Here is a 13,297-nt window from a genome sequence, read left to right as displayed (position 1 = left end):
AATAGATCGGACCCGTCCACCGTTTCACCATGGCTACCTCTTCTCCCGCCGCCACCGCGGCTGCGTCGGTCGCGACCGACCCGCCGGCCTCGCGCCGCACCTCGAAACTGCTGATCGGGCTCGTGGCCGTCCTCGGCCTGGCCGCGGCCGGCGCGGCGGCGTACGTCTTCGTGCTGCCCCGCTTCACGGAACACGCCGCCACCGAGACGGCCAAGGCGCCGGTGCCCGAGAAACCCATCTTCCTGCTGCTGGAGCCGCTGACCGTCAACCTGCAGTCCGAAGGCCGCTCGCGCTTTTTGCAGATCGGCATGGCGCTGAAGGTGCGGGACGAGCAGGCCAAGGCACAGATCGTGGAGTTCATGCCCGAGCTGCGCAGCCGCCTGCTGGTGCTGCTGTCGAACCGCCCGCCCGAATCGCTGGTCACCTCGGAAGACAAGGCCCGGCTGGCCACGGAGATCCACAGCGCGCTGAACGCACCACTGGCCGAGGGCCTGCCCGAGCTAGGCATCGCGAGCGTGTCCTTCAACTCCTTCGTCGTGCAGTGACGACGATGCCCGTTTGCGGACCCGCGATCCATGGCGTATGAACAGGTGCTCTCCCAGGACGAGGTCGATGCGCTGCTGCAGGGCGTCACCGGCGGCGACCTCGACCAGGCCGCCGCGCCCGCGCCGCCGCCCGACGGCCTGCCGGCCTACGACCTCGGTGCGCCCGACCGCGTGGTGCGCAACCGCATGCACACGCTGGAGGTCATCAACGACCGCTTTGCGCGCGGCCTGCGCAGCGCGCTGCTGAACTTCATGCGCCGCAGCCCCGACATCTCGGTGGGGCCGGTGCAGATCCAGCAGTTCGGCGAGTTCGTGCGGCACCTGCCGGTGCCCGCGAACATCAACATGGTCCACATGAAGCCGCTGCGCGGCACCGCCCTCTTCGTGTTCGACCCGAAGCTGGTGTTCCTCGTGGTGGACAACCTGTTCGGCAGCGACGGGCGCTACCACGTGCGCGTGGAAGGGCGCGACTTCACGCGCACCGAGCAGCGCATCATCAAGCGCCTGCTCGACCTGTCGCTGCAGTGCTACGGCGACGCGTGGCAGCCGGTGTTTCCGCTGGCCTTCGACTACGTGCGCGCCGAGATGCACGGCAAGCTCGCCAACATCGTGGCGCCCAACGAGGTGGTGATCAACACCACGCTGCAGATCGAGTTCGGCCCCATCGGCGGCTTCCTGCACGTGTGCCTGCCCTACTCGATGATCGAGCCGATCCGCGACCTGCTGTCCAACCCGATCCAGGACGAGGTCGAGGTCGACAAGCGCTGGGTCACGCAGATGTCGCGCCAGATGCAGGCCGCCGACGTCGAGCTCACCGCCGACTTCGTGACCATGCCCTCGACGCTGGGCGAGGTGATGAAGCTGCGCGTGGGCGACGTGATTCCCATCGAGCTGCCGGCGGCGGTGGTCGCCAAGGTCGGCGGCGTGCCCGTGATGGCCTGCGGCTACGGCACCTCCAACGAGCGCTACGCCCTGCGCGTGCAACACATGATCTCCCACCAAGACAGCGATTCGAAGAACGACCATGACTGACAACACCTCTGCCGCCAGCGACGCGGACGACTGGGCCAGCGCACTGGCCGAGCAGACCGCGGCCAGCGCGCCCACGCCCGACCCGGCCGTGGCTCCCGCAACGGCGCAGGTCTTCCAGCAGATCCAGGACGCGCCGGCCGCCTCATCCACGACGCCTGTCGACATCGCGCGCGTGCTCGACGTGCCGGTGCAGCTCACCGCCGAGATCGGCCGCACGCGCATCACCATCAAGAACCTGCTGCAGCTGTCGCAGGGCTCGGTGGTGGAGCTCGACGGCCTGGCCGGCCAGCCGCTGGACGTGCTGATCAACGGCTACCTCATTGCGCAGGGCGAGGTGGTGGTGGTGAACGAGAAGTACGGCATCCGCCTGACCGACATCGTCACGCCCTCCGAGCGCATGCAGAAGCTCGCGCGCGCATGAGCCTGGCGCGGGTGTCTTCGCTGCTTGCGCGGAGCGCCGCGCTGCTCGCACTGGGCCTGCATGCGGCCCATGCGGCCTTGCCCACCGTGCCCACGCCGGTGCGCGAAGCCGCGCCGCCCGCTGCGGTCGGCGGCGCGGGCCTGCTGCAGGCGGGCTTCGGCATGGCGGCGGTCGTCGGCCTGATCTTCCTGTGCGCGTGGCTGGCGCGGCGCTTCGGCCTGCAGCGGTTGGGCGGCGGCCAGGTGGTGAAGGTGGTGTCCACCGCCATGGTCGGCCCGCGCGAGCGCGTGGTCGTGGTGGACGTGGCCGGCCAGTGGCTGGTGCTGGGCGTCACCAGCAGCCAGGTCCGCACGCTGCACACGCTGCCGGCCCAGGCAACACCTGCGGCAGTCACACCCATGTCGCCACAGAACCCGGTGGGCCTGTTCGCCCAGAAGCTGCGCGATTCCCTCGCGGGCAAAGCGCGCACCGCGCCATGACGCGCCCTGCCCTGCACCGCGGCCTGCGCACCGCCTTGCTGCTGCTCGCCGCCACGCTGCCCGCCGCCGCGTGGACCCAAGGCCTGCCCGGCCTCACGAGCACGCCGGGCCCCGGCGGCAGCCAGACCTGGTCGCTGAGCGTGCAGACGCTGGTGCTGCTGACCTCGCTCACCTTCCTGCCCGCGCTGCTGCTGTCAATGACCAGCTTCACGCGCATCCTCATCGTGCTGGGCCTGCTGCGCACCGCCATCGGCACGCAGACCTCGCCGCCCAACCAGATCCTGGTGGGGCTGTCGCTGTTCCTCACCTTCTTCGTGATGTCGCCGGTGTTCGACAAGGCCTACACCGAGGCCTACGTGCCCTTCTCCGAAAGCAAGCTCAGCGCCGAGAAGGCGCTGGAGCGCGGCATCGCGCCCTTCAAGACCTTCATGCTCAAGCAGACGCGCGAGACCGACCTGGCCTTGTTCGCGCGGCTCGCCAAGGCGCCCGAGATGCAGGGGCCCGAAGACGTGCCGCTGCGCATCCTGCTGCCGGCCTTCGTCATCAGCGAGCTGAAGACCGCGTTCCAGATCGGCTTCACCATCTTCATCCCCTTTCTCATCATCGACCTCGTGGTGGCGAGCGTGCTGATGTCGATGGGCATGATGATGGTGCCGCCCGCGTCCATCGCGCTGCCCTTCAAGCTCATGCTGTTCGTACTGGCCGACGGCTGGCAGCTGCTGATCGGCGCGCTCTCGCAGAGCTTCTACTTATGACGCCCGAATCCGTCATGACCATGGGCCACCGGGCCATGGAAATCTCGTTGCTGCTGGGCGCACCGCTGCTGCTGGTGGCGCTGGTGATCGGCCTGGTGGTCAGCATCTTCCAGGCGGCCACGCAGATCAACGAGGCCACGCTGTCCTTCATTCCCAAGCTGCTCGCGGTGTTCGCGACGCTGGTCATCGCCGGGCCGTGGATGCTCGACCGCATGCTCGACTACATGCGCGCCCTGTTCGCCAGCATCCCGCAGATGCTGGCGTGACGCCCTCGGTTTTCTCCGTCACCTCGGGCCAGCTCGAGGCCTGGCTGGTGGCCTTCCTCTGGCCCTTCGTTCGCATGCTGGCCATGGTCTCCACGGCGCCGGTGTTCGGCGAGCCCTGGGCGACGCGGCAGGTGAAGGTCGGCATCGCCGCCGTGCTGACGCTGGTGATCTCGCCCACGATCGGGCCGCTGCCCGCAGTGCCCGTGGTGTCGGCAGGCGGCCTCTGGATCATCGTGCAGCAGGTGCTGATCGGCGCCGCCATGGGCTTCTCGATGCGCCTCATCTTCACGGCCGTGCTGGCCGCGGGCGAGTACATCGGCCTGCAGATGGGGTTGTCGTTCGCATCTTTCTTCGACCCCATGAGCCACGGCAGCACGATGGTGGTGTCGCGGTTGCTGAACATGCTGGCGATGCTGATCTTCATGGCGCTGGACGGCCACCTGCTCATGCTGGAGGCGCTGGCCGCGAGCTTCCACACGCTGCCCATCGCCGATGCGCCGCTGGCGTCCGGCGGCTGGATGTTCCTGGTGCTCGCGGCCGGCGACATCTTCGCGAGCGGCCTGCTGCTGGCGCTGCCGCTGATCACCGCGCTGCTCACGCTCAACCTCGCCATGGGCATCCTGAACCGCGCCTCGCCGCAGTTCAGCATCTTCGCGGTGGGCTTTCCGCTGACGCTGCTGGCGGGGCTGGTGATGCTGCAGCTGCTGATGCCGCACCTGGCCGCGTTCCTGGAACCGCGGTTTGCGGAGTCACTCTCGAACATGCTGCGGTTCACGCAGGGGCTGCGGCGCTGAGGGCTGGACCTGTGCTTGCGGCCAGTCCACTGGTTTGAAGGACAGCAGGGTCACGGGATGGCGCGCCACTCCCACTAAGATGATTCCGGCCCCAACACGGAAGGTCGCGCATGTCACACCCCATTTATCTGTCCAGCTCCTCCCTGCCCCGGATGCCGGAAGGCAGCCGCAACGAATGGCGCAGTTTCTTCGGCCATGGCACGGAGCTGGAGGCCAACGCGTTCTTCCCGCTGTTCTGGCGGGCACTTTTCAGCCCCAGCGACATCCGGTACGCGCGCTTCATCGACGAATACGACATGGACGACGAAGCCTCGGCCGTCGACCGCGAGGAATGCATCGAGGATTTCGGCGCCGACGCGACCTACCCCTACCTCGTCATTGACAAGGCCGCTGCGGTTGCGCGGCTGACGGAGCGGCGTGAAGCGATCCTCGGCGCCGTCGGAGAACGCTACCGCCCGATCTACGCGTCCTTTGAAGCACTGATTGCGCAGCACTTCGGGGACTACCTCCTGCTGCGCACTTCCGGCCTGCCAGATGCGGCCGATGCCGAGCCATGGCTGCGCGCCGATCTTGGGGACATCGACGGTCTCCACGACAGCAAGGCGCTCGAAAGCCTGATATCGGATCTTGCGAGGCACGATGCGGACCCGGTCTGGACATTGAGCGGCCTCGCGTCATCCAGCGATGGCGCCTGGCCCACGCCGGCGTTGCGAGAACACTTCCCCGACCCGCGACAACGGAAGGCCCGCAGACCGCCGACAACAACACAGCAGATCGACGAACACGATCGCGCGTTCGCGGAACCCAAGGCGCACGCTGCCAAGAGCTGGCTCGACCCCGCCCTGGAATGGCTGGGCGCCTTCGTGGCGGCGGGTGCGGCCTTGGGCGCCTATTACTTCACCCAATCCACCTGGCTGGCCGTGCTGGCCTTCTTGTGCGTCGCAGTGGCATTGGGCTTCGGCATTGCGAGGCTGCGCGCCCCGAGACGATGACCCCGGCCCTGGCCATCAATAAGCCTGCTCCCGCTACATCGCGCGGAACAGGTGCCCGAACGCCCGGCTGACCTTGAGCGATCGCGCCAGGCCCCGCACCGACAGGCTGTAGCGCCCGTTCTCGTCGCGGGTGGCGCTCACGACGCAGTGGGTGTTGACGAGCACGCCGCGATGCACCTGCGTGAAGTCGGTGGCGTCGATCCGCGACACCAGATCGCGCAGGCTCATGCGCACCAGCGCCTCGCCCTGGGCCGTGACGACATTGACGTACTTCTCGGCGGCTTCCAGGCAGATCACCTCCGAGACCGGAATCATCCGCACGGTGTTGCCGACGCCGGCGCGGATGACCTTGATCTTTTCGGGTGCGTCCGCCGGATCGGTGATCGACTGCACGCGCTCCATCAGGGCCGCCATGCCACCGGCAGCCGGTGTCCGCGCGCGCTCGTGCAACCTTTGCTTCAGGCGTTGCACGCAGACCTGCAGGCGTTCGAGCGTCGCCGGCTTGAGCATGTAGTCCATCGCCGCATGCTCGAACGCCGAGATCGCAAAGTTGTCGTACGCGGTGATGAAGACGAAGAGCGGTTCGGCCCGGTCGTCGGGCCACTCGTCGGCGACGGCCTCGGCGACTTCCAGGCCTGTCTTGCCCGGCATCTTGATGTCCAGGAACATCACATCGGGCGCCAGGGTCTGTGCCAGTTCGATCGCCTTCAGGCCATCGTCGGCAACGCCCACGATCTCCAGCTCGGGCCAGGCTTCGTGCAACAAGCGCTGCAGTGTTCGCGACAGCACCGGTTCATCTTCGGCAATCACGCCGCGCCACGCGTTCACGATGGAATCCTCACGACCGCGCGCACGCCGCACGGCGATCGCGCTTGCAGAGACAGGGACGCACGCAAGCCATAGCGGGTCTGCAGGCGATCACGCACATTCTTCAGTCCGGCCCCGCAGACCTCGTCGCTACCCGAAGCGGGCGGGTGCGGCGACAAGCCCAGACCGGAATCGTCCACAGCGACCTCGATGCCGCCCTCGATCGAACGTGCCAGCACTTCGACGCCCCCTGCGCCCAACTTCGGCTCCAGGCCGTGCCTGATGGCGTTCTCGACCAGCGGCTGCAACAGCATCGGCGGGATGGCGATCCGCTCCAGCTCGGCGGGCAAGTCGAGCCGATAGGCCAGCCTGGGCCCCATGCGCAAGGACATGATGTCGAGGTACGCCCTCAGCTGGGCGAACTCCGACTGCAGCGTCGTCACCTCGTCGCGTGACGCTGCATGCGTGCTGCGCAGGTAGACGATCAGCTGGTCGATCATGCGCTCGGCCTGTCGCGGGTCCTCGTCGACGAGCGAGCGCAGAGTCGCCAGCGTGTTGAATAGCATGTGGGGCTCGAGTTGCGCGCGCAGCAGCCGCAATTCCGATTCGGTGGCGAGGCGCTGGGCGTCGGATCGGGCGACCGCCTCCTTGGCAAGCTGGTCACGCGTCGCAGCGACGTAGAGGACGAACATGGCCAGCACCAGGCCGAAGGCGAACGCCACCATGTAGTCGCTGTCATGACCCACGACGCGGCCGATCGGTTCGCCCAGGATCAGGAGCGCGACCAGGTGCCCCCCGAAGTACCCCGTCGGGATGGCGATCGCGCCGGTCAGAAGCCAACGGGGCAGCGCCTGCATTCGCCGCAGTCGTCCAAAGCGGCCCAGCACCGCGACGCACGCGATGAACACCATGCCGACACATTCGACGAAGACGAACAGGCGCGCCGGCGTTTCGAGTGCAGGAGCGGCCCAGAAGAGCAGCCCGGCCGCGATCGCACACAGCAGGAACGCGCCGGCCGTCAGCCGCACGGCGCCCAGCCAGGGGGCGGGAATCGGTGAATCAACGCGGATCACGGGCGGAAGTCGGCTGAATGCATCGCGCCACTGTAGAGGTTGGCACGCCATGCCGCCACCGATCGAGGGCCGGTGGGGCGAGTTTGTCCTCGAGCCGTCGTTTGAGGGGACCGAACGGCGACCGCTCGATGCCGCCTCACGACCGTTGGCACCCTCGGTTGGACGTTTGGGCGCCAAACCGGATGCGCGCCTGGCAGCGGCCGCCGACAGTGCGGACCTCACCACCCGGAAGTCCCCATGCAACGATCTTCTTCTCTTTCGAACACGCTGCTTTGCGCCGCGGCCGCCGTCTGTGCGGCCCTCGTCACGACGAACGCACAGGCCTTCGACGGCATCGTGGAAAAGCAGGTGTTCAACCTGCCCACCTACACGACCGTGAACGGCCAGGTCATCAAGGGCGTGCGCATCGGCTATGAAACCTATGGCCGCCTGAATGCGGCGCGAGACAACGTGATCCTCATCAATCACTTCATCACCGGCACCTCGCACGCCGCCGGCCGGTATGCGGCGAGCGACGCCGCGCCGGGTTACTGGGACACGATCATCGGCGCCGGCCTGCCGATCGACACCGATCGGTTCTTCGTCATCGCGACCGACGCGTTGGCCAACCCCAATCGCGCATCGGCCATCGTCGTCAGCACCGGCCCGGCCAGCATCGACGCCGCCACCGGCAAGCCGTATGGCCCGCGCTTCCCGGTGCTGGCGGCGCGGGACACGGTGGAAGTGCAGAAGGCCCTGCTCGATGCGTTGGGCATTCGAACCCTCTACGCCGTGGCTGGCGCGTCGGCCGGCGCCTGGATGTCGGTGGAATGGGCCTCGGCCTACCCGGAGCGCGTGCAACGCCTGGTGTCCATCGTGGGGCCTGGCGTCGACAGCCCGGCCTACGCCATCGCCAAGATGAGCTCGTGGGGCGCGGCCGTGCGGCTGGACCCGAACTGGGCCCACGGCGACTACCACGGCAAGGCCGAGCCGCTGGCAGGCATGACGCAGGCCATGCGTCTCGTCACGCTCGACGCGCTCAGCTTCGCCTGGGCCGACAAGGCCTTCGGCCAGAAGTGGGCCGACCCGGGCAAGAACCCCGGAGAAGCGACCGCGAACCAGTTTGCGGTCGATGCCACCCTCGAGAAGATCGGCGAAGCGCGTGCCAAGGGCATGGACGCCAACAGCTGGCTGTACACGCTGAAGGCCTTGCAGTTGCCCAGCGCCAAACCAGAACGCATCAAGGCCAGGTCGCTGTTCGTGGGCATCAGCTCGGACCAGATCTTTCCGCCGCTCCTGTCCAAACGCGCCGTGGAGATCCTCAAGGCGCAAGGCACGCCGGCAGAGTATGTCGAGATGAACAGTCCCAATGGCCACGCCGATGCACTGGGTGCCACCATCGGCCTGGCCGGGCCGGCGATTGCGTCGCTCCTGGCGAAGTAGGCGCGCGGTCTGTGGCGTTGTCAGCAAGCGTCCGGTCGGGAAGAGGAAGCCGGCCTCTTTCAAGTTCCGTCCACCAGTTCTGGGATCGCGCGATGGATGCAGGCTTTCTTTTGGAGGCTGAAGGAGCCATTCCTCAGGCAAATTGCGCCAGCCCATGCCCGACGGACCAGTTCTCCTTGGGTGCATCGGCAATGGTCACAAAGACGTCCTCCGGACGTATCCCTGGACTCTCGGCCAGCAGCTGCGCGATGCGCTGGAACAGCGCCTTCTTCTGCTGCGCGGTGCGCGTGTTGAAAACGGTGATCTGGATGTACAGGAGATCGTCGCTGCGCGCGACGCCGAAGGCGCCTCCATATCGGAAGTTGGCGGCCTCGTGCTCGGTGATCGTCATGAACTGATCGTCTTGCGGCACGTTCAACGTGTCGCGCAGGGCGCGATAGAGGCTGTCGAAGATCGCCTGCCGGTAGGCCTCTGGCTTTCCCGCGCGCATCGAGATGTGAATGGTGGGCATCGCTGCTCCGGGTCATGGTGGAACAGCGGATGTTATGTATTCAGATTTGCTATTGATACTTATCTCAATAACAATCTTTTGTCATGACTGATCGCCCGCTGGATCTCGATGCCGTTCAGGCCTTCGTTCGCATCACCGAGCTGGGCAGCTTCACGCGCGCGGCAGAAGTCATGCAGACCACGCAGGCAGGGATCAGCCTGAAACTGAAGCGCCTGGAAGACAGGCTGGGTTGCCGGCTTCTGGAGCGCACACCCCGGCACGTGGAACTGTCGGCGCGCGGTGCCGCCTTCCTCGGACATGCCCGGGAACTCCTGGCGGTCCACGATCGCACGCTGGCGGCCTTTGCGAGCGCCCGCCAGCGGCTGACCATCGGCATCAGCGATCACGTGGCAGGCCCGGAGTTGCCCGCGCTGATCGCCCGCATGAACGCGCAAGACGCGCAGCTGCTGATCGATATCCGGATCGGCTCGTCGGGCGATCTGCTCCAGAGCTACGACCGGCGCGAACTCGACACGGTCATCGTCCGACTGCACGCGGGACGCACGGACGGGAAGCTTCTGACGCAGGAGCGCTTCGGCTGGTTCGCTGCCGCGGGCTGGCAGCACCGCGCGGGTGAGCCGCTGCCGCTGGCCACGATGGCGCAGCCCTGCGGCGTGCGCGCGCTGGCGGAGCAGCTCCTGGACACGGCCGGCATCCCGTGGACCGAGGTGTTTGTGGGGGGCGGCGTCGCGGCCGTGGCGGCGGCGGTGATGGCCGGACTGGGCGTCGCGGCGTTGGCGCCGCGCATGTTGCCCCTGGGCTGCGTCGACGTAGGGCCCAAGCTGGGCCTGCCCGACCTGCCGCGCCTGCCGGTCCTGCTGCACTCCCGGGTCCGAGAGGCTCGGGCGCGCGAGGCCGTGGACGCCCTGTCTGCGGCGTTCAGGAGCGTGGCAAGAAACTGATCCGACTGCGTCAGGGCGTGCGTTCGTCCACCACGAAGCCCCAGAAATCGTCGTCGCAGTGGATGCAATGGTCCAGGAAGGATTGCATGTCCCTGGCGTGGAACCACACCAGGCCCTGCGCCTCGTCGCACAGCGCATCGGCCTGCGCGTCCAGGCTGAGCGATGGGAGGTGGGCCAGTTCCATGTCGGCCAGGAACTCCTGCGTGTCCAGCTTGCCTGCAAAGAGGTCGTGGTCGAGGCTGGCGATCCGGCCCTTGTGCCGGCCGTGCAGCACCTCCACGAACGGGTTGCCCGCCGGGTCGCTGCCGATGTCCAGAAACCAGTCGGCCAGCAGGCTCTCGGCCTGCAACGTCTCCAGGTCGCAGTGCGGGTCCGAGGCGCCGAAGCTGTTGAGCACCCGAAAGTTGGCGTGCGACGCGCTGCTCGCCGTGCCGTCTGGCCGCACATAGGCCGCGATGTCGCCGGCCTGTTCCATCTCGTACAGCGAGAAGCCGTTCTGGATTCGCAGGAAGGTGGCGTAGGCGTTCGAGAAACCGAGGCGGCGCTGCAGCGCGTCGACCGCCTGCGCCGATGCCGGTGCGCGGCCAAAGGGATTGGGGAAAAGTACTTTCATGGCGTTCGCTGCAGCCTAACGCGGATCACGGCGCACCGGCCCCGCGTCGCTTTCGTGCGCCGCCCCTATCGGGCAGGCAGGTTCAGGCCGTAGATCAGCATGTCCTCGAAGACGCCCCGGTGGTTCACGTGCTTCACCAGGCGCCCCTCCGGGAGGAACCCGGCCTTCTGCATGACGCGCTCGGAGCCGGTGTTGCGCGGCAGGCAGCTGCAGACGATGCGGCTGATGCCGAGCTCGCTGTGTGCGTAGCGGATCACGGCGCCGACCGCTTCGGAGCAGATGCCGCTCGACCAATGCGCGAAGGCGACCCAGTAGCCCAGCTCGGCGCGGCGATGCAGTGCGGACATGTGGGCCAGCTGCACCGCGCCCAGCAGCTCGCCCGTGTCGGCGCTGGTCACGGCATAGATGACGTCGGTTCCCGCGCGGAAGGCGGGAGCGTGCGAGGCGATCCATTCGCTGGCCACGCCATCCGGATAGGGGTGAGGCACGTGCGCGGTCGGCTCGGCGACGCGCACATCGCCTGCGATGCGTTGCACGTCATCGGCGTCGTCGGGATCGAAGGGGCGCAGGACGAGACGGGGGGTTCGGAGCTGAGGTTGCATGGCGGGGTTCGGATTCAACGTCGCTTGCGTGGCCAGGGGGCCATTCTGGGCCAGAAGCCGAACCGCGAGAATGCGGGCAACAGACACTTCAGAGGAGCTCGCCTTGACCACCGTCACCATCACCCCCGCCATCCACGTCAGCAACAGCAAGGGCTTTGTCCTGTTCGGCGGCGTGAACGTCCTCGAGTCGAAAGACATGGCCCTGCGTGCCGCGGAAGAATACGTCCGGGTCACGCAGAAGCTCGGCATTCCCTATGTCTTCAAGGCGAGTTTCGACAAGGCCAATCGCTCGTCCATCCACTCCTACCGGGGCCCCGGCCTGGAAGAGGGCCTGAAGATCTTCGAGGCCGTCAAGGCGGCGTTCGGCGTGCCCGTTCTCACCGACGTGCACGAGCCCTGGCAGGCGAAACCCGTCGCCGAAGTGGTGGACGTCCTGCAGCTGCCCGCGTTTCTCGCGCGCCAGACCGACCTGGTCGTCGCGCTCGCCCAAACCGGCAAGGTCATCAACGTCAAGAAGCCCCAGTTCCTGAGCCCGACGCAGGTGCTCAACATCGTCGAGAAGCTCAAAGAGGCGGGGAATTCTTCCGTCATCCTGTGCGACCGCGGCACCTGCTTCGGCTACGACAACCTGGTGGTGGACATGCTCGGCTTCGGCACCATGAAGAAGGTCACCGGGGACCTGCCGGTCATCTTCGACGTGACCCATGCGCTGCAGCAGCGCGAGGCCAACGCCATCGCCTCCGGCGGGCGGCGCGAGCAGGTGGCCGAGCTGGCGCGTGCGGGCCTGGCAGTGGGCCTGGCGGGCCTCTTTCTCGAAGCGCATCCCGACCCGGCACAGGCCAAGTGCGACGGCCCCAGCGCTTTGCCGCTGGACCAGCTGGAGCCCTTCCTCACGCAGCTGAAGGCGTTGGACGACCTGGTGAAGTCGTTCGCGCCCTTGCACATCCGCGCCTGAACAGGACGCGCCCGCACGGGCCTCTAGCGGCTGTCGAGCCGGGCCTTCATGTAGCAGGCCCGCAGCAGCGCCTGTTCGCGATGGGGATCGTGCAGGCCATTGCCCATCGGCCGGGTCCGGCTCGCCGCCTCCTGCAGCGCTCCGGCGTGGTACTCGGCCAGCGACTGGGGCGGAACGGCCAGCGCGCCTGCGGCGTATTCGACCCTGGCTTTTTCCGTCATCCAGCCCTGCACGCGCTCGCGCGACCCGGTGTGCGTGCGGCGGTAGTAGCGGTCGGCCTCCACCTCCGATTGATAGAAGGTGTCGATGGCGGTCCGCAGGGCGTCCGAGCAGCGCGACATCAGCATGTCCACGGAGGGTTCGCTGCGCGCGGATGCTCTCGCCGCGGGGACGCTGCCCGCCTGAACCGTCGGACGTTCCGGTGCCGCGGCCTCGTTCGGCATGGCGGCCGAGTCGCAGTTCCTTGCGCCCGAATGCCTGCATTCGGAGACGAGCCGCACGTACTCCTGCTGATAGACCTTGCGCGTGGCCGCGCGATCTTCGGGCGTCAGGTTGCCGCAGCTGCGATCAAGGTACTCGATCATCGTGTAGTTGTGGATGCGGTCCGCGCCGGGGCCCGAGGCCTGCGTGGCGCGTTGCTGCAGCGCCTTGCATTCTTCAGATGAGGCGCGCGTTCGCTGCGAGGGCGCTGTATTTCCTGCCTTCGCCTCCTTCTCGGAGAAGCAGTACCCCCTGTAGCCCCGCCCTTCCACGTACCGCCAGCGGCCCGTGCCCCGGTGCTTGGTCGAGCAGGCCCACCAGTGCACGGTGCCGTGCAGGAGGTTGCCCTCCTTCTTGCCGGGGCCCAATGTGCTGAGTCCGCCGTTGGGGCACTGGAAGGCCTCGGAGCTGTCGAAGAAGTGCTTGGTCTGCCGCGGGTTCTCGACGCAGAAGCCGACGTCGACGCTGTAGTTGCACTGGTTGAAAAGCGTGCTGTCCTTGCCGATGACGCAATGGCTGTCGGTGCCGTCGTTCGCAGCCAGGGCGGGCAAGGCCGTGCCCAGCAGGAAGACGCTCAGGGCCAGGGTGCGAACGATCGGCATGCTTTTC

General features: G+C 67.4%; 17 protein-coding genes. 11 read left to right on the top strand and 6 right to left on the bottom strand.

Annotated features, from left to right (window positions below):
- The first annotated feature begins 29 nt into the window (after positions 1–29).
- The 8 genes from fliL to AC1RGU_RS01350 all read left to right on the top strand — a co-directional run bounded on the left by fliL (position 30) and on the right by AC1RGU_RS01350 (position 5,284).
- Complete coding sequence (gene fliL / locus AC1RGU_RS01385) at positions 30–545, top strand: flagellar basal body-associated protein FliL (RefSeq protein WP_492694229.1); 516 nt, start codon at positions 30–32, stop codon at positions 543–545.
- Between the two features lie 30 nt (positions 546–575).
- Entirely contained in the window at positions 576–1,577 is a 1,002-nt protein-coding gene (gene fliM / locus AC1RGU_RS01380; RefSeq protein ID WP_492694227.1) for a flagellar motor switch protein FliM, read from the top strand.
- The gene (gene fliN, locus AC1RGU_RS01375; protein WP_492694225.1) at positions 1,570–1,998 is read left to right on the top strand and encodes a flagellar motor switch protein FliN; all 429 of its coding nucleotides are present in this window, start codon (positions 1,570–1,572) and stop codon (positions 1,996–1,998) included. Before fliM ends, fliN begins: the two co-directional genes overlap by 8 nt.
- Positions 1,995–2,477, top strand: coding sequence for a flagellar biosynthetic protein FliO (fliO, locus tag AC1RGU_RS01370; RefSeq protein ID WP_492694223.1), 483 nt, complete (start codon positions 1,995–1,997; stop codon positions 2,475–2,477). Before fliN ends, fliO begins: the two co-directional genes overlap by 4 nt.
- Positions 2,474–3,232: a flagellar type III secretion system pore protein FliP gene (gene fliP / locus AC1RGU_RS01365; protein ID WP_062469318.1), complete on the top strand. Its 759-nt coding sequence runs from the start codon at positions 2,474–2,476 to the stop codon at positions 3,230–3,232. Before fliO ends, fliP begins: the two co-directional genes overlap by 4 nt.
- Positions 3,229–3,498, top strand: a complete 270-nt coding sequence (gene fliQ, locus AC1RGU_RS01360; RefSeq protein ID WP_062469313.1) for a flagellar biosynthesis protein FliQ — start codon at positions 3,229–3,231, stop codon at positions 3,496–3,498. The genes fliP and fliQ overlap by 4 nt, the downstream gene beginning before the upstream one ends.
- Positions 3,495–4,292 (top strand): flagellar biosynthetic protein FliR, encoded by a 798-nt coding sequence (gene fliR / locus AC1RGU_RS01355; protein WP_492694221.1) that lies wholly within the window; start codon positions 3,495–3,497, stop codon positions 4,290–4,292. Before fliQ ends, fliR begins: the two co-directional genes overlap by 4 nt.
- A gap of 110 nt (positions 4,293–4,402) precedes the next feature.
- Positions 4,403–5,284 (top strand): hypothetical protein, encoded by an 882-nt coding sequence (locus AC1RGU_RS01350; protein ID WP_492694219.1) that lies wholly within the window; start codon positions 4,403–4,405, stop codon positions 5,282–5,284.
- 33 nt (positions 5,285–5,317) lie between these two features.
- On the opposite strand, the gene AC1RGU_RS01345 is transcribed toward AC1RGU_RS01350, so the two are convergent.
- Both AC1RGU_RS01345 and AC1RGU_RS01340 read right to left on the bottom strand, forming a co-directional pair.
- Entirely contained in the window at positions 5,318–6,112 is a 795-nt protein-coding gene (locus AC1RGU_RS01345) for a LytR/AlgR family response regulator transcription factor (RefSeq protein ID WP_492694217.1), read from the bottom strand.
- Positions 6,109–7,164 (bottom strand): sensor histidine kinase, encoded by a 1,056-nt coding sequence (locus AC1RGU_RS01340; RefSeq protein ID WP_492694215.1) that lies wholly within the window; start codon positions 7,162–7,164, stop codon positions 6,109–6,111. Before AC1RGU_RS01340 ends, AC1RGU_RS01345 begins: the two co-directional genes overlap by 4 nt.
- 237 nt (positions 7,165–7,401) lie before the next feature.
- Between AC1RGU_RS01340 and AC1RGU_RS01335 the strand changes: the two genes are divergently transcribed.
- Positions 7,402–8,586: an alpha/beta fold hydrolase gene (locus AC1RGU_RS01335; RefSeq protein ID WP_492694213.1), complete on the top strand. Its 1,185-nt coding sequence runs from the start codon at positions 7,402–7,404 to the stop codon at positions 8,584–8,586.
- A 133-nt stretch (positions 8,587–8,719) separates the two neighbouring features.
- Here the strand turns inward: AC1RGU_RS01335 and AC1RGU_RS01330 are convergent, their stop codons facing one another.
- Entirely contained in the window at positions 8,720–9,097 is a 378-nt protein-coding gene (locus AC1RGU_RS01330) for a tautomerase family protein (protein WP_492685877.1), read from the bottom strand.
- Positions 9,098–9,180: 83 nt separating this feature from the next.
- On the opposite strand from AC1RGU_RS01330, the gene AC1RGU_RS01325 reads away from it, so the two are divergent.
- Positions 9,181–10,038, top strand: coding sequence for a LysR family transcriptional regulator (locus tag AC1RGU_RS01325; protein ID WP_492694211.1), 858 nt, complete (start codon positions 9,181–9,183; stop codon positions 10,036–10,038).
- Positions 10,039–10,048: 10 nt separating this feature from the next.
- Here AC1RGU_RS01325 and AC1RGU_RS01320 read toward each other — a convergent pair whose 3' ends face one another.
- A complete protein-coding gene (locus tag AC1RGU_RS01320; RefSeq protein WP_492694209.1) occupies positions 10,049–10,651 on the bottom strand; it encodes an SMI1/KNR4 family protein in 603 nt (200 codons plus the stop codon).
- Positions 10,652–10,716: 65 nt separating this feature from the next.
- Entirely contained in the window at positions 10,717–11,253 is a 537-nt protein-coding gene (locus tag AC1RGU_RS01315) for a GNAT family N-acetyltransferase (protein WP_492694207.1), read from the bottom strand.
- Positions 11,254–11,356: 103 nt separating this feature from the next.
- Here AC1RGU_RS01315 and kdsA point away from each other — a divergent pair, with 103 nt between their 5' ends.
- Positions 11,357–12,208: a 3-deoxy-8-phosphooctulonate synthase gene (kdsA, locus tag AC1RGU_RS01310; RefSeq protein WP_492694205.1), complete on the top strand. Its 852-nt coding sequence runs from the start codon at positions 11,357–11,359 to the stop codon at positions 12,206–12,208.
- A gap of 23 nt (positions 12,209–12,231) precedes the next feature.
- Here the strand turns inward: kdsA and AC1RGU_RS01305 are convergent, their stop codons facing one another.
- On the bottom strand, positions 12,232–13,290 hold the full coding sequence (locus tag AC1RGU_RS01305) for a hypothetical protein (RefSeq protein WP_492694203.1): 1,059 nt from the start codon (positions 13,288–13,290) through the stop codon (positions 12,232–12,234).
- Positions 13,291–13,297: the final 7 nt, after the last annotated feature.

This window comes from Variovorax sp. GW823-FHT02B07, from assembly GCF_058797695.1.
The sequence above is the reverse complement of the archived record's forward strand: the minus strand, read 5'-3'. Positions and strand labels throughout refer to the sequence as shown.